This window comes from Methylibium rhizosphaerae, assembly GCF_006386545.1.
Taxonomy (GTDB): domain Bacteria; phylum Pseudomonadota; class Gammaproteobacteria; order Burkholderiales; family Burkholderiaceae_C; genus Pseudorivibacter; species Pseudorivibacter rhizosphaerae.
The window spans coordinates 16,672-32,730 of record NZ_SWAR01000017.1; the positions used below are offsets into that span (position 1 = coordinate 16,672).

The window sequence follows — 16,059 nt, forward strand, 5'->3', positions numbered from 1 at the left end:
GTTTTAGCCGGCGCGCGCCGGCCGTGACTTCCGACCGCTCAGCCTCGCTTGGCGATCACCTGGTCGATCAGCCCGTAGCTCTTGGCCTCGTCGCCGGACATGAAGAAATCACGTTCCGTGTCGGCCTGGATCTTTTCGAGCGACTGGCCGGTGCGTTCGGCAAGGATCTTGTTGAGGTTTTCACGCAGCTTGAGGATTTCGCGGGCCTGGATCTCGATGTCGGTCGCCTGGCCCTGGGCTCCGCCCAGCGGCTGATGAATCATCACGCGCGAGTTCGGCAGGGCGAACCGCTTGCCCTTGGCGCCTGCTGCCAGAAGGAAGGCGCCCATGCTGGCGGCCATGCCCATGCACAGGGTTGAGACGTCCGGCTTGATGAACTGCATGGTGTCGAAGATCGACATGCCGGCACTGACGCTGCCCCCGGGCGAATTGATGTACAGCGAGATGTCCTTGTCCGGGTTTTCGCTTTCCAGGAACAGCAGTTGCGCCACCACCAGGTTGGCCGTCTGGTCGTTGACCGGGCCCACCAGGAAGATGACCCGCTCGCGCAGCAGGCGGCTGTAGATGTCGTAGGCGCGTTCGCCACGGCCCGACTGTTCGATGACGATGGGCACCATGCCCAGGTTCTGGGTATCCAGCGCGCTCATGGCTCTCCTTTGAGACTGTTTCTCGCGTTCGCGTGTACTTGGGCACCGATTATGTCGCGTCAAGAATGGCGCTGAAGAAAACAAAAGGCGCCGGCCCCCGGGGGCGCGGCGCCTATGCGGCGGGCGTGCCTGCTCAGGCGTTCATGAGCTCATCGAACGACAGCTGCTTGTCGACCACCTTGGCCTTGCCCAGCACGAAGGCCGTGACGTTGTTCTCGATGACCACGGCCTCGACCTCGGCCATGCGCTGGCGGTCGCCGAAGTACCAACGCACTACGTCGGCCGGCTTCTCGTAGCTCTGGGCGAGCTCCTCGACGTGGGCCTTGATCTGGTCCGGCGTGGCCTGCAGCTTCTCGACCTTGACCAGCTCGGCCACCACCAGGCCCAGGCGCACGCGGCGCTCGGCTTGCGGCGTGAACATCTCGGCGGGGATCGGCGCCTTGTCGGCGTCCTTGACGCCACGCTGCTTGAGGTCGGCACGGGCGCCTTCGACCAGGCGCTCGGTTTCGTTCTGCACCAGGGCCTTGGGCAGGTCCAGCTCGGCGGTCTTGACGAGCGCGTCCATCACTGCAGCCTTGTTGCGGGCCATCAGGCGGAATTTCACTTCGCGCTCGAGATTCTTCTTGATATCGGCGCGCAGACCTTCGACCGTCGCATCGGCAATGCCCAGCGACTTGGCGAACGCCTCGTTGACCTCGGGCAGGTTCTGCGATTCGACCTTCTTCAGCGTCACCAGGAAGTCGGCTTCCTTGCCGGCCACGTCCTTGCCGTGATAGTCCTCGGGGAAGTTGAGCGGGAAGGTCTTGGACTCGCCAGCCTTCATGCCGCGCACGGCCTTCTCGAACTGTTCGAGCATGCGGCCTTCGCCCAGGATGAACTGGAAGCCTTCGGCCTTGCCGCCTTCGAACGGGGTGCCGTCGATCTTCCCTTCGAAGTCGATGGTCACCCGGTCGCCGTCGGCAGCGCCTTCGGCCGCGGGGCGCTGGGCGAAGGTGCGGCGCTGCTTGCGCAGGATGTCGAGCGTCTTGTCGATGGCCTCTTCGGTCACCTCGGCCGAGACGCGCTCGACTTCAGCGGTCGACAGGTCACCCAGCTTCACGTCGGGATACACCTCGAAGGTGGCGTCGAAGGCGATCTCGCCCTCGGGCGCGCCTTCCTTTTCAGTGATGCGCGGCGCGCCGGCCACGCGCAGCTGTGCTTCGCTGGCTGCCCTGCTGAAGGCCTCGCCGACCTTGTCGTTCATGACCTCGTACTGCACCGAGTAGCCATAGCGCTGGCTCACCACGCTCATGGGCACCTTGCCGGGGCGGAAGCCGTCGGCCTTGACGGTGCGGGCCAGGCGCTTGAGGCGCGACTCGACTTCGTTCTTCAACGCATCGGCCGACAGCGTCAGCGTGATGCGACGTTCGAGCTTCTCGAGGTTTTCAACTTGCACGGCCATTTTCGATCTCTCTTGCTGTCGTTCGTTGCTGCTGAAAATTGCAGTTTGGTGCGCGGGGGGGGACTCGAACCCCCACACCATCGCTGGCGTCAGGACCTAAACCTGGTGCGTCTACCAATTTCGCCACCCGCGCCGGAAATGAAGAAGGGAGCCATCGGCTCCCCTCGGGCGATCCGGGAAACCGCGAATTTTAGCCTGCGGCGGACTGCGGGTTTTCCTGGTCTGCGGGTTTGACGCGGAACCAGGCCGCATACATGGCCGGCAAGGCCAGCAGCGTGAGGGCCGTGGCGACGATGAGGCCGCCCATGATGGCCACGGCCATCGGCCCCCAGAACACGCTGCGCGACAGCGGGATCATCGCCAGCACAGCCGCCGCCGCGGTAAGCACGATGGGCCGGAAGCGCCGCACCGCCGCCTCCACCACCGCCGTCCACGCCGGCACGCCCCGGCCGCGGTCCTGCTCGATCTGGTCGATCAGGATCACCGAGTTGCGCATGATCATGCCCATGAGCGCGATGAACCCCAGCAGCGCGACGAAGCCGAACGGCCGGTTCAGCAGCAGCAGCGCCAGCGCCACACCGGCGATGCCCATCGGCGCGGTCAGCACCACCAGGATCGAGCGCGACACGCTGTGCAGCTGCAGCATCAGCAGCGTGAACATGATGAACAGCATCACCGGCACGTTGGCGGCAATCGAGCCGGTGCCCTTGCTGCTCTCCTCGGCCGTGCCCGCCAGTTCGATCGCATAGCCCACCGGCATGCGCCGCTGCAGCTCCTGCATCTTGGGCCACAGCTGGGTGCTCACGGTGGGGCCCTGCACGCCTTCTGCCACGTCGCCCTGCACCGTGATCGCGTAGTTGCGCCCTTCCCGCCACAGCACGCCGGGCTCCCAGGTGAAGCCGACCTTGGCGATCTGCGTCAGCGGGATCGAACGGCCGCTCGCAGTGGGCACGTAGGCGTTGCCGATGTCGGTGACGGCGTTGCGCTCTTCCTGCGGCTGGCGCAGCACGATGTCGATGAGGCGGTCGCCCTCGCGGTACTGGCCGATGGTCGAGCCCGACAGGATGGTGCGCGAGGCCTGCGCAATGGCCTGGCTCGTCACGCCGAGCGCGCGAGCCTTGTCCTGGTCGACCTCGAGGCGCAGCACCTTGACCGATTCGTTCCAGTTGTCGTTCACGCCGCGCATCGACGGGTTGGCGCGCATCATCGCCTTCGCCTCGTCGGCCCATGCGCGGAGTTCCTTCACGTCGGGCCCGGTCACGCGGAACTGCACCGGGTAAGGCACCGGCGGCCCATTGGGCAGCAGCTTCACGCGGCCGCGCGCCTCGGGAAATTCGGTGGCCAGCAACTCCGGCAGGCGCTTGCGCAGCTCCTCGCGCGCAGCCAGGTCCCTGGGCAGCACGATCGACTGGGTGACGTTGGTCTGCGGAAAGATCTGGTCGAGCGGCAGGTAGAAGCGGGGCACGCCGCTGCCCACCCAGGTGCTCACGCTCTGCACGCCCTCTTCCTTCAGCAGGCGGGCCTCGAAGCGCCTGGCCACGGCTTCCGTGCTCTGATAGCTCGTCCCCTCGGGCATCCACAGGTCGACCAGGATCTCCGGCCGGCTCGAGTCGGGGAAGAACTGCTGCTGCACGCGGCCCATGCCGACGATGCCCAGCGCAAAGATGAGCAGCGTGATGCCGATCGTGGCCCAGCGGTAGCGGACGCACCAGTTCACCATCGCCCGAAAGCGCACGTAGAACGGGCCGTCGAACAGTTCATGCGCCTCGCCGCCGCCCACCTTGCTCCTCGTGCGCAGCAGCCAGGCGCCGATGTACGGCACGAAATACACCGACACGATCCACGAGATCAGCAGCGCCGCGGTGGTGACCGCAAAGATCGCGAACGTGTACTCGCCCACGGTGGAGCGCGCCATGCCGATGGGCAGGAAACCCGCCGCGGTGATGAGCGTGCCGGTGAGCATGGGCATCGCGGTCACGTCGTAGGCGAAGGTGGCCGCGCGCATCTTGTCGTAGCCCTCCTCGAGCTTGCGCACCATCATCTCGACCGCAATGATCGCGTCGTCCACCAGCAGGCCCAGCGCAATGATCAGCGCACCCAGCGAGATCTTGTGCAGGCCCACGCCCCAATAGAACATGGTGACGAAGGTGATGGCCAGCACGAGCGGAATCGTGAGCGCCACCACGAGGCCCGGCCAGATGTCGACGCGGAAGGGCTTGGTGTGCAAGCCGAGGCTGATGAAGCTCACCGCCAGCACCACGGCCACCGCCTCGATGAGCACCTTGACGAACTCGCCGACCGACCGGGACACCGCCTTGGGCTGGTCCTGGATCTGGCTCATCTCGATGCCCACGGGCAGGTCCTGCTGGATCTGCGCCACCGCGGCGCGCAGGTTGTCGCCCATCTTGATGATGTCGCCGCCCTTGGCCATCGATACGCCCAGCGCAATCACTTCCTTGCCCTGGTGGCGCACCTTCACCTGCGGAGGGTCGAGGTAGGCGCGCTGGATCTGCGCGATGTCGCCCAGGCGGATGGTGTTGGCCGCCCCAGTGGCCGGGTTCGCCGCACGAATGGGGAAGACCTTGAGCTGCTCGACCGAGTTGAACTGCCCGCCGATGCGCACCTGCAGGTTGTCGCCGTCGGCGTTGAGCACGCCAGCGCCTTCCACCGCGTTCTGCGCGCCGAGCTGCGCGATCACCTGGTTGAAGTCGATGCCCATCTGGGCCAGCCGCTTCTGCGAGATCTCGACGAAGATCTTCTCGTCCTGCACGCCGAACAGTTCGACCTTGGCCACGTCAGGCACGTGGAGGAACCGCGAACGCGCGCGGTCGGCGTACTGGCGCAGTTCCTCGTCGGAAAAGCCGTCGGCCGACAAGGCATAGATGGAGCCGTAGACGTCGCCGAAGTCGTCGTTGAAGAACGGGCCGATCACGCCCTGCGGCAAGGTCGCGCGCATGTCGCCGACCTTCTTGCGCACCTGGTACCAGACGTTGCTCACCTCCTTGGGAGGCGACGAGTCCTTGATCTGGAAGATGGTGAGCGACTCGCCCGGCTTGGTGTAGCTGCGGATCTTGTCGGCATAGGGCGCCTCCTGCAGCGCCTTCTCGATCTTGTCGGTCACCTGCTCGGCCATCTGCTGCGCCGTGGCGCCCGGCCAGAACACGCGCACGACCATGGCGCGGAAGGTGAACGGAGGATCTTCGTCCTGCCCGAGCTGGAAGTAGGCCGCGAAGCCCAGCACCATCAGCACAACCATCAGGTAGCGCGTCAGCGCCGGGTGCTCCAGGGCCCAGCGGGAAATGTTGAACCGGCCTGGCTGGCCGCCGGCTGCGGCGAGTTCTTGCGTGCTCACGAATTGCCCTTCCTGCAAGAACTCAGCGGGAGGCTGCCGCAGCCACCGGAGTGGCCGCCGCGGCGCCGTAGAACTTGACCTTCTGCCCCGGCGTGAGCACATGCACGCCAGCCGTCACCACCACCTGGCCCGGCTTCAGGCCCGACGAGATGACGGCGCTGTTGGCCTCGGCCCCGGCCACCTGGACCACCTGCGGCTTGACCGTCATGCTTTCCTTGTCGAGCAGCCACACGGCCGTCTTTCCCTCGTATTCCATCAGCGCCGACAGCGGCAGCTTGTTGACGCCGTTGGTCTTGGGCAGGTCGAGGGTGATGCTGGCGGTCTGACCCAGCTTCACCGCGGCACGACCGATGTCCGCCTTCACCAGGAAGGTCCGCGTCACCGGGTCGGCGGCGGCGGCCACCTCGCGCACGGACGCGGGCCATTGTTCGTTGCTGCCCCACAGCTTCACCTTCAGCCGGTCGCCCTTGCCTTCGAGGCCGCGCAGCAGCTGCAGCTTGTCCTCGGGCACCGAGAACACCACGTCGCGCGGGCCGTCGTGTGCGAGTCGCAGCACCGGCGTGCCCGCCGCCACCACCTGGCCCGGCTCGGCTTCCACGCCAGTGATGACGCCGGAGGCGTCGGCCACCAGAGCGGAATAGGCGGTCTGGTTGCCCTGCACACTGGCCTGCGCCTGCGCCTGGTCGAGCGTTGCCTTGGCCGCCTTGAGCGCGGTTTCGCGCCGCTCCAGCTCGGCGGAGCTGATGAAGCCCTGTTCGCGCAGTTCCTTGAAGCGCTTGAAGTCAGCGGCCGCCTGCTCATGGTTGGCCTGGGCGGCGGACAAGCTGGCCCGGGCGGCGTCCTGGCCGAGCCGCAGATCCTGCGGATCCAGCTGCGCGAGCACCTGCCCGGCCTTCACCGCATCGCCGAGGTCGGCGCTGCGGCGCACCAGCTTGCCCCCGACGCGGAAGCCCAGGCGCGACTCGGTGCGGGCCCTCACCTCGGCGGCAAATTCGAAAGTGGCGCCGGCCGTGTCGCTGCCCACGACGACGGTGCGCACCGCGCGCACCGGCTCCGGCGCGGCTTCGTTTCGGGAGCATCCCGCCAGCAAGGCGGCAACGCACAGGGCGGCGAGGCCCAGACTGGAAGCGAGTGGGCGCGGTGTCGGAAAGGGACGCATGGAGGTGTTCCTCGGGCTCTCGATGCCGGCGTCGGGCGCCGGGGCTGTGTGACGGCGCAGCCAATAACTGACTGACCGGTCAGTAATATATGCAGGGCCTTGCGCCGTGTCAAACCCGCGCATGGACAATCCGCGCCGAACTGCACGCGCCGCCCGCTCCCCAATGTCCGTCGACCACTACGAAAACTTCCCGGTCGCTTCCATCCTGTGCCCGCCCCGCCTGCGACCTGCCATCGCTGCCATCTACTGGTATGCGCGCACCGCGGACGACCTGGCGGACGAAGGCAACGCGCCGCCCGCCCACCGGCTGCAGCAGCTGGCGAACTACCGGGCCGACCTGCGCGCCGTCGCCGCCGGACGGCGTCACTGTGGCGCATGGCCGGGTGTCTTCGATCCGCTGGCCCCGATGTTGCGCGAACACCGCCTGCCGGTCGCCCTGCTGGAAGACCTGCTCAGCGCCTTCGAACAGGACGTGACCCGGCAGCGCTATGCCGATCGTGACGACCTGCTCGACTACTGCCGCCGCTCCGCCAACCCCGTGGGGCGGCTGCTCCTGCATCTGTACGGTGTTGACGATGCGCCGTCGCTGCGGCGGTCCGACGCGATCTGCACCGCCTTGCAACTGATCAACTTCTGGCAGGACCTGAGCATCGACCTGCCCCGCGGGCGGCTCTATCTGCCGTTGGCCGATTGCGAGCGGCTGGGTGTCACGCCCGACGCGGTGATGCAAGGCCAGGACACTCCGGCCATTCGCGCATTGGTGGCCGACGCCTGCGGCTGGGCGCGAGGCCTGATGCAAGACGGCGCGCCGCTGGTGCACCGCCTGCCCGGCCGCGCCGGATGGGAGCTGAGGCTCGTGGTGCAAGGCGGGCTGCGCATCCTCGACAAGATCGCCGCCATGGACCATGCCGCGATCCGCGCCCGGCCGCGCCTACGCTGGTGGGACGGCCTGCCCATGCTGTGGCGAGCTTTTCGGATGTAGGCACAGTGCTTGATGCCAGAATGCGCGCGCCCGACCCGCCGCTCCATCCATGACGCCGCAACAGTACGTGCAGAACAAGGCCGCCGCCAGCGGCTCCTCGTTCTACTACGCCTTCCTCTTCCTGCCGCCGCCGCGCCGCGCGGCCATCACCGCCTTCTACGCCTTCTGCCGCGAGGTGGACGACGTGGTGGACGAAGTACAAGACCCGGGCGTGGCCGCCACCAAGCTGGCCTGGTGGCGCAAGGAGGTGGACCAGGCCTTCGCGGGCCGGCCCACGCACCCGGTCATGCAGGCCCTGATGCCGCACGTCAACGACTACGCCATCGTGCCGGGCCATCTGCAGGCGGTCATCGAAGGCTGCGAGATGGACCTGCAGCAAAGCCGCTACCTCGACTACGCCGGGCTTGCGCGCTATTGCCACCTGGTGGCCGGCGTGGTGGGCGAAGTCGCCTCGGCGATCTTCGGCCGCACGTCGGAGCAGACGGTGCGCTACGCCCACACGCTGGGCTTGGCGTTCCAGCTCACCAACATCATTCGCGACGTCGGAGAAGACGCGCGCCGCGGCCGCATCTATCTGCCGGTAAGCGAGCTGCAGCAGTTCGACGTGAAGGCCCACGAGCTTCTCAAGCGCGATGCGCCCTGGGGCTACAGCGAGCGCTTCACCGCCCTCATGCGCTTTCAGGCCGAACGTGCCCACCGCCTGTACGACGAAGCCTTCGCCCTGCTGCCCGATGCCGACCGGCGCACCCAGCGGCCGGGGCTGATGATGGCCGAGATCTACCGCACGCTGCTGCGCGAGATCGAGGCCGGCGGCTTCCAGGTGCTGCACCAGCGGGTGAGCCTCACGCCGCTGCGCAAGCTGTGGCTGGCCTGGCGCACCAACTGGCGCGAACGGTAGTGGCCGCCGGGGGGAAGACGCAGAGGGTCTGCGTGGTGGGCGGCGGCTGGGCCGGCCTGGCCGCTGCGGTTGAAGCCGCCGGTGCGGGCCACTCCGTCACACTGTTCGAAATGGCGCCGCAGCTCGGCGGTCGTGCCCGCCGCGTGCCACCCGGCCCGCTGGACCCTGCAGGGCTGGCGATCGACAACGGGCAGCACATCCTCATCGGCGCCTACAGCGAATCGCTGCGGCTCATGCGGCTGGTGGGTGTCGACGTCGGCGCGGCCTTCGACCGCCGCCCGCTCACCCTTCAATTCGCCGACGGCAGCGGCCTGCGCCTGCCTGCCGGCCCCGCCCTCACGGCCTTTGCACGCGGAGTGCTCGCCGCCCGCAGCTGGAGCCTGCGCGACCGCCTAGCCTTGCTGGCAGCAGCCGGCGGCTGGCTGCTGCGCGGCTTTCGTTGCGACCCACGACTCACGGTCGCCCAGCTCACCGCCAACCTGCCGCAACGCCTGCGCGACGAACTGCTGGCCCCGTTGTGCGTGGCGGCGCTGAACACACCGGTCGAGCAAGCCAGCGCCACCGTGTTTCTGCGGGTGATGCACGACGCGCTGTTCGCAGGCCCCGGTGCCGCCGACCTGCTGCTGCCGCGGGTGGACCTGAGCGCCTTGTGGCCCGAAAAGGCGCACGAATGGCTGCAGGGACGGGGAGTACGCATCGAGACCGGCGTGCGCGTCGCGACCCTCGAGCGCCGAGCCGGCACCTGGGACATCGATGGCAAGGCATTCGACCGGGTGGTCCTGGCCTGCAGTGCGGTCGAGGCGGCCCGGCTGGTGCAGCAGGAAGCGCCCGCCTGGGCCCAGTTGGCCAAGGCGCTCTGCTATGAGCCGATCATCACGGTGCTGCTGTCGTCTGCCGGCACGCGGCTGGCGCAGCCGATGCTGGCCCTGCGCCAAGGGCTGGCCCAGTACGTGTTCGACCTCGGCCAACTGCGTGGCGATGCCGCCGCTTCCGGCGTGCTGGCCGCGGTGATCAGCGGCGCGCGAGAGGCCGTCGAGCGAGGGCTCGAGCCCGCTGCCGAATCGGTCCGCCAGGAACTGATGCGCGAGCTGGGGCCCCAGCTGCGTGGAGAACCGAAGCTGCTGCGCACCTTGTGCGAAAAGCGAGCCACCTTCCTGTGCACCCCCGACCTGCGCCGCCCGCCAGGCGCCATCGCGGCCGGGCTTTGGGCGGCCGGTGACTACGTCGAAGGCCCCTACCCCGCCACGCTCGAAGGAGCCATGCGCTCCGGCACGGCAGCCGCGCGCCAATCCACGGAACCGCACTGAAACGAAACCATTTGGTGGGTGCAATTTTCGCTATACAAAATTGCGGCGTTCTAAGCGAGAATTCCTCTCATGAAAAAGATCGAGGATCAGACCCCCACGATCCAGGTGATGGAACGCATGTTTGCATTGCTGGACGTGCTCGCGAGCCATCAGGACCCCGTGTCGCTGAAAGAGATCAGCGAACAGACAGGGCTGCACCCTTCGACGGCGCATCGCATCCTCAATGACCTCGCGATCGGCCGCTATGTCGACCGGCCGGAGGCCGGCAGCTACCGCCTCGGCATGCGCCTGCTGGAGCTCGGAAACCTGGTGAAGGCACGGCTCGACGTGCGCGATGCGGCGCTCGGGCCGATGCGGGAGTTGCACAAGCTGACCCACCAGCCGGTCAACCTGTCGGTACGGCAGGGCGACGAGATCGTCTATATCGAGCGCACCTACAGCGAACGCTCCGGCATGCAGGTGGTCCGCGCGGTGGGCGGCCGCGCGCCGCTGCACCTCACCTCGGTCGGCAAGCTGTTCCTGGCGCATGACGATGCCCAGCGCGTGCGGGCCTATGCCACCCGCACCGGCCTGTCCGGACACACCCGCAACAGCATCACCGAGCTGCCCGTGCTCGAGCGGGAACTGTCACGCGTGCTGCAAAGCGGCACCGCGCGCGACAACGAAGAGCTCGAGTTGGGTGTGCGCTGCATGGCCGCAGGCATCTATGACGACCAGGACAAGCTCGTCGCAGGCCTGTCGATCTCGGCCCCGGCCGATCGGCTCGAAGATGCCTGGATGGACCGCCTGAAGGCCACGGCGTCGCAGATCTCCTCGGCGCTGGGTCACCGGGGCCAGGCTCGCTAGCGTTCTCGCGCCGCAAAGCAAAAGGCCTGGAGCGTCGCTCCAGGCCTTTTTGCTTGAGGGTGTGTGCTCAGGAGGTGACGCGAGGGGTCGCGGCCGTCGCAGGCTGCGGATGGCCCAGGGGCATCGTCGTCTCCAGCCAGCGGCGCACGCGCTCCGCATCACCGATGCGCGAGTACTTTCCGGCGGAATCCAGGAACACCATGATCAGCTTGCGGCCCGCCAGGCTCGCCTGCATGACCAGGCAGCGGCCGGCTTCGGAGATGTAGCCGGTCTTCTGCAGGCCGATCTCCCACGTTGGGTTGCGCACCAGGCCGTTGGTGTTGCGGTATTGCAGGTTGCGGCGCCCGACGACCACCTGGTATTCCTGCGAAGTGGACAGCTCGCGGATCAGCGGGTGCTGGTAGGCCGCGTCCACCAGCGTCGCGAGGTCGCGGGCGCTGGACTGGTTGCGGCTCGACAGGCCGGTCGGCTCGACATAGCGGGTGTCGCTCATGCCCAGTTCGGCCGCCTTGTGGTTCATGGCGATCACGAAGCTGCGCAGGCCACCGGGGTAGTGCCGGCCCAGCGCATTGGCGGCCCGGTTCTCGGACGACATCAGCGCCAGGTGCAGCATTTCCTCGCGGGTGAGCTGCGTACCGATGGCCAGCCGGGAATGGCTCCCCTTTTCGAGGTCGATGTCTTCCGGCGTGACCGTGAGCATCTCGTCCAGCGGCTGCTGGGCCTCGACCACCACCAGCGCGGTCATCAGCTTGGTCAGCGAGGCGATGGGCAGCACGGCGCCCGAGTTCTTGCTGAACAGGACTTCGTTGGTTTCCTGGTCCATCACCAGCGCCACGCTCGACTTCAGGTCGAGGGCGTCATCGGTGTTGTGCAGGCCGGAGAGTTGCCCGAACGAGGGACGCGCCGGCTCGACGTTGCGGGCCACGACACGGGTTTTGGTCACCCCACGTTTTGCGACGCGGCCGCTCTTGACCTTGGCGACCGACTTGCTCGCGGTCACGCGGCGGGTCTTGCTGGCCGCTTCGGCATTGGGGGCGGCGGACAGCATCAATCCCCCGGCGAAAGCCAGCACTAGCAGTGATTGAGTCAGGAATTTGAAACGGGACAACAACACGGGGCACTCTCCTGCGCTCGGCGAGCCGAGTGTAGGTGAAAGAAAAAAAGCATGCAATTCAAAAACTTACGTGCTTTTCCTCAAGTGCCCTGATACGAGAACTTTTTGGCTCAGGATCAACCCTGAGCGGCAACGCGGTCGTTTTTGCTGTGCAGCTTGTTCAGTGCCGCCAAATACGCCTTGGCAGAAGCCACGACGATGTCGGGATCGGCGCCGACGCCATTGACGACCCGCCCACCATGCTGGAGCCGTATCGTCACTTCGCCCTGGGATTCTGTGCTTCCCGACGTGATGGCATTGACCGAATAGAGCAGCATTTCGGCGCCACTTTCCACCTTGGACTCGATGGCCTTGAGGCTCGCATCGACCGGGCCGTTGCCGTCGCTCTCAGCGTGGAGCTCCACTTCGCCGGCGGCAAACGCGACCTTGGCATGCGGGCGCTCGCCCATTTCGGAGTGCTGCGCGAGATCGAGCAGCCGGTAGTGCTCGTGCGTCGTGGTGACGCTTTCGTCGCCGACCAAGGCAATGATGTCCTCGTCGAAGATCTCGCTCTTGCGGTCGGCAAGGTCCTTGAACTTGGCAAACGCGGCGTTGACCTCGGCCTCCGACTCCATCTCGATGCCCAGCTCCTGCAGCCGCTGCTTGAACGCGTTGCGACCCGACAGCTTGCCCAGCACGATCTTGTTGGCCGTCCACCCCACGTCTTCGGCACGCATGATCTCGTAGGTGTCACGCGCCTTGAGCACGCCGTCCTGGTGGATGCCCGACGCATGCGCGAAGGCATTGGCTCCGACCACCGCCTTGTTGGGCTGCACCACGAAACCGGTGGTCTGGCTGACCATGCGCGAGGCCGGCACGATCTGCGACGTGTCGATGCCCACCTCGAGGCCGAAGTAGTCGCGGCGGGTCCGCACCGCCATCACCACTTCTTCGAGCGAGCAGTTGCCGGCCCGCTCGCCCAGGCCGTTGATGGTGCACTCGACCTGCCGCGCGCCGCCCAGCTTCACGCCGGCCAGCGAGTTGGCGACCGCCATGCCGAGGTCGTTGTGGCAATGCACCGACCAGATGGCCTTGTCGGAATTCGGAATGCGCTCGCGCAGGGTCTTGATGAAGTTGCCGTAGAGCTCGGGGATCGCATACCCCACGGTGTCGGGAATGTTGATCGTGGTCGCGCCCTCGGCGATCACCGCCTCGAGCACCCGGCACAGGAAGTCCACGTCGGAGCGGTAGCCGTCTTCGGGCGAGAACTCGACGTCGCCCGTCAGGTTGCGGGCGAACCGCACCGCCAGCCTGGCCTGCTCATGCACCTGGTCCGGCGTCATGCGCAGCTTCTTCTCCATGTGCAGCGCACTGGTCGCGATGAAGGTGTGGATGCGCGCCGAGCGCGCGCCCTTCAACGCCTCGGCCGCACGCGAGATGTCGCGATCGTTCGCGCGGGCGAGCGAGCACACGGTGCTGTCCTTGATGCTGTCGGCGATCGCCTTCACCGCGTCGAAGTCGCCGTTGGACGAGGCGGCAAAGCCGGCTTCGATGACGTCGACGCGCAGGCGTTCGAGCTGCCGCGCGATGCGCAGCTTCTCTTCCTTGGTCATGGAGGCGCCGGGCGACTGCTCGCCGTCGCGCAAGGTGGTGTCGAAGATGATGAGCTTGTCGGCCATGAGAGTCTCCGCGGGCCTACTCGTGCAGGCCCTGTTCGTCGGGCTCGTCCATCGAGGTGGCGATCACGCTCACCGGGCGGCCCTTGCGCTTCTTCCACACGTACACCACATAGCCCGACAGCCCGTAGAACACGAACAGGCCGAACAGCACGGTGGGTGGGTGGATGTTGATCACGGCAATGCCGAGCGCGATCAGGACGATCACGATGAACGGCACCGAGCGCTTGAAGCTCACGTCCTTGAAGCTGTAGAACGGCACGTTGGTGACCATCGTGAGCCCGGCGTAGAGGGTGAAACCGAAGGCGGTCCAGGCCAGCCATTCGATGCTGCGCACGTCGCGGTAGCCTGCGTCGTCTAGCAGCCAGATGAGCCCCATGACGAGCGCCGCAGCGGCCGGGCTCGGCAGCCCCTGGAAGAAGCGCTTGTCCACCACCTGTATGTTGGTGTTGAAGCGCGCAAGGCGCAGCGCAGCGCCCGCGCAATACACGAAGGCGGCGATCCAGCCGAGCTTGCCCAGCCCCTTGAGTGCCCACTCGTACACGATGAGCGCCGGAGCCGCACCGAACGACACCATGTCGGACAGGCTGTCCATGTGCTCGCCGAACGTGCTCTGCGTGTTGGTCATGCGGGCGACGCGGCCGTCCAGGCTGTCGAGCACCATCGCGCAGAACACGCCGATGGCGGCCTGCTCGAAGCGACCGTTCATCGCCATCACGACGGCATAGAAGCCGCCGAACAGCGCGGCCAGCGTGAACAGGTTCGGCAGGATGTAGATGCCCTTGCGGCGCGGCCGCTGCGGCAGCGGGTCCTCGTTCAGGTCGTGGGTGTCGTCCATGGCTGCGTCATGCATGGGAGAAAACGTTCGATACGCGCTGCATAGGCCGGCGAGGATACATCACGCCCGCAATGAAAAAAGGCCGCCGCGCCCTGCGGCGCGGCGGCCTTTGCGGTGCCGGAAACCGATCAGTTCTTGCTCTGGTCGACCAGGCGATTCTTCTTGATCCAGGGCATCATCGCGCGCAGCTGCTCGCCCACCACCTCGATCTGGTGCTCCGAGGTCAGACGGCGGCGCGACAGCAGCGTCGGGGCGCCGGCGCGGTTCTCCAGGATGAAGCTCTTGGCGTACTCACCGGTCTGGATGTCCTTGAGCGCCTGGCGCATGGCGTTCTTGGTGTCCTCGGTCACGACCTTCGGGCCCGTCACGTACTCGCCGTACTCCGCGTTGTTGGAGATCGAGTAGTTCATGTTCGCGATGCCGCCTTCGTAGATCAGGTCCACGATGAGCTTGAGCTCGTGCAGGCACTCGAAGTACGCCATCTCGGGCGCATAGCCGGCTTCCACCAGCGTCTCGAAGCCGGCCTTGATCAGCTCGACGGTGCCGCCGCACAGCACGGCCTGCTCGCCGAACAGGTCGGTTTCGGTCTCTTCACGGAAGCTGGTTTCGATGACACCGGCCTTGCCGCCGCCGTTGGCCGCGGCGTAGCTCAGTGCCAGGTCGCGCGCCTTGCCGGTCTTGTCGGCATAGACGGCGATCAGGTGAGGCACGCCGCCGCCTTGCGTGTAGGTCGAACGCACGGTGTGGCCGGGGGCCTTCGGGGCCACCATCCAGACGTCGAGGTCGGCACGCGGCTGCACCTGGCCGTAGTGCACGTTGAAGCCGTGCGCGAACGCCAGTGACGCGCCCTGCTTGATGTTGGGCTCGACTTCCTTCTTGTAGACGTCGGCGATCTGCTCGTCGGGCAGCAGGATCATCACGACGTCGGCGGCCTTCACCGCCTCGGCGATCTCGGCCACGCGCAGGCCGGCCTTTTCAGCCTTGTTCCACGAGGCACCGCCACGGCGCAGGCCCACGGTCACCTTCACGCCGCTGTCGTTGAGGTTCTGGGCGTGTGCATGGCCCTGCGAGCCGTAGCCGATGATGGTGACGTTCTTGCCCTTGATCAGGCTCAGGTCGGCGTCCTTGTCGTAATAGACCTTCATGGTTCTCTCCGGTTGGATTCGTTTCAAGTAGCCGCCGCGGACCCAGCATTGCCGGTCCGCCAGCGGCGCCCCTGGAGGGGGTGCGCCAAAGGCGCTACGGGGGTGATTGTCAGACTCTCAGGATGCGCTCGCCGCGACCGATCCCGCTGGTGCCGGTGCGCACGGTTTCCAGAATGGCGGTGCGGTCCACCGCCTCGATGAATGCGTCGAGCTTGCCGGCGTCGCCGGTCAGCTCGATCGTGTAGGTCTTCTCGGTGACGTCGATGATGCGGCCGCGGAAGATGTCCGACATGCGCTTCATCTCCTCGCGCTCCTTGCCGACGGCGCGCACCTTGATGAGCATGAGTTCGCGCTCGGTGAAGCTGCCCTCGGTGAGGTCGACCACCTTCACCACCTCGATGAGGCGGTTCAGATGCTTGGTGATCTGCTCGATCACGTCATCCGAGCCGGTGGTCACGATGGTCATGCGCGACAGCGACGGATCTTCCGTCGGCGCCACCGTGAGGCTTTCGATGTTGTAGCCGCGGGCCGAGAAGAGGCCCACGACGCGGGAGAGAGCACCCGGCTCGTTCTCCAGCAGACAGGCAATGATGTGTTTCATGTGATCGTTTGTCGCGCTCTTCAGGCCGGGGGCGGTAACCCCAGGCCCTTGGCCACGCCTTTCGATTGAAGAAG

General features: G+C 66.7%; 13 protein-coding genes and 1 tRNA gene. 4 read left to right on the forward strand and 10 right to left on the reverse strand.

Going from position 1 to position 16,059, the window contains the following annotated elements; translation table 11 throughout:
• Positions 1-38 precede the first annotated feature (38 nt).
• The 5 genes from clpP to E8D38_RS13660 all read right to left on the reverse strand — a co-directional run bounded on the left by clpP (position 39) and on the right by E8D38_RS13660 (position 6,599).
• Positions 39-647, reverse strand: a complete 609-nt coding sequence (clpP, locus tag E8D38_RS13640; RefSeq protein WP_140631300.1) for an ATP-dependent Clp endopeptidase proteolytic subunit ClpP — start codon at positions 645-647, stop codon at positions 39-41.
• A gap of 133 nt (positions 648-780) precedes the next feature.
• Positions 781-2,088, reverse strand: a complete 1,308-nt coding sequence (gene tig / locus E8D38_RS13645) for a trigger factor (protein WP_140631304.1) — start codon at positions 2,086-2,088, stop codon at positions 781-783.
• Between the two features lie 46 nt (positions 2,089-2,134).
• Positions 2,135-2,221: transfer RNA gene (locus tag E8D38_RS13650), tRNA-Leu, on the reverse strand.
• Between the two features lie 57 nt (positions 2,222-2,278).
• On the reverse strand, positions 2,279-5,440 hold the full coding sequence (locus E8D38_RS13655; protein WP_281286114.1) for an efflux RND transporter permease subunit: 3,162 nt from the start codon (positions 5,438-5,440) through the stop codon (positions 2,279-2,281).
• A 22-nt stretch (positions 5,441-5,462) separates the two neighbouring features.
• Positions 5,463-6,599, reverse strand: coding sequence for an efflux RND transporter periplasmic adaptor subunit (locus E8D38_RS13660; protein ID WP_140631311.1), 1,137 nt, complete (start codon positions 6,597-6,599; stop codon positions 5,463-5,465).
• Positions 6,600-6,720: 121 nt separating this feature from the next.
• Between E8D38_RS13660 and hpnC the strand changes: the two genes are divergently transcribed.
• From hpnC to E8D38_RS13675, 4 genes are all read left to right on the forward strand, one after another.
• Entirely contained in the window at positions 6,721-7,581 is an 861-nt protein-coding gene (gene hpnC / locus E8D38_RS13665) for a squalene synthase HpnC (protein WP_246099476.1), read from the forward strand.
• Positions 7,582-7,630: 49 nt separating this feature from the next.
• Entirely contained in the window at positions 7,631-8,479 is an 849-nt protein-coding gene (gene hpnD, locus E8D38_RS28985; RefSeq protein ID WP_246099477.1) for a presqualene diphosphate synthase HpnD, read from the forward strand.
• Complete coding sequence (gene hpnE, locus E8D38_RS28990; RefSeq protein WP_246099478.1) at positions 8,479-9,786, forward strand: hydroxysqualene dehydroxylase HpnE; 1,308 nt, start codon at positions 8,479-8,481, stop codon at positions 9,784-9,786. The genes hpnD and hpnE overlap by 1 nt, the downstream gene beginning before the upstream one ends.
• 69 nt (positions 9,787-9,855) lie before the next feature.
• On the forward strand, positions 9,856-10,632 hold the full coding sequence (locus tag E8D38_RS13675) for an IclR family transcriptional regulator (RefSeq protein WP_140631316.1): 777 nt from the start codon (positions 9,856-9,858) through the stop codon (positions 10,630-10,632).
• A 67-nt stretch (positions 10,633-10,699) separates the two neighbouring features.
• Here the strand turns inward: E8D38_RS13675 and pbpG are convergent, their stop codons facing one another.
• The 5 genes from pbpG to ilvN form a co-directional block, all read right to left on the reverse strand.
• The gene (pbpG, locus tag E8D38_RS13680; protein ID WP_140631319.1) at positions 10,700-11,680 is read right to left on the reverse strand and encodes a D-alanyl-D-alanine endopeptidase; all 981 of its coding nucleotides are present in this window, start codon (positions 11,678-11,680) and stop codon (positions 10,700-10,702) included.
• Between the two features lie 182 nt (positions 11,681-11,862).
• Positions 11,863-13,404, reverse strand: a complete 1,542-nt coding sequence (locus tag E8D38_RS13685) for a 2-isopropylmalate synthase (RefSeq protein ID WP_140631322.1) — start codon at positions 13,402-13,404, stop codon at positions 11,863-11,865.
• 16 nt (positions 13,405-13,420) lie between these two features.
• A complete protein-coding gene (gene pssA, locus E8D38_RS13690; protein WP_425462772.1) occupies positions 13,421-14,254 on the reverse strand; it encodes a CDP-diacylglycerol--serine O-phosphatidyltransferase in 834 nt (277 codons plus the stop codon).
• A gap of 113 nt (positions 14,255-14,367) precedes the next feature.
• Positions 14,368-15,384: a ketol-acid reductoisomerase gene (ilvC, locus tag E8D38_RS13695; protein ID WP_140631325.1), complete on the reverse strand. Its 1,017-nt coding sequence runs from the start codon at positions 15,382-15,384 to the stop codon at positions 14,368-14,370.
• A 109-nt stretch (positions 15,385-15,493) separates the two neighbouring features.
• Positions 15,494-15,985, reverse strand: coding sequence for an acetolactate synthase small subunit (ilvN, locus tag E8D38_RS13700; RefSeq protein ID WP_140631327.1), 492 nt, complete (start codon positions 15,983-15,985; stop codon positions 15,494-15,496).
• Positions 15,986-16,059 lie beyond the last annotated feature (74 nt).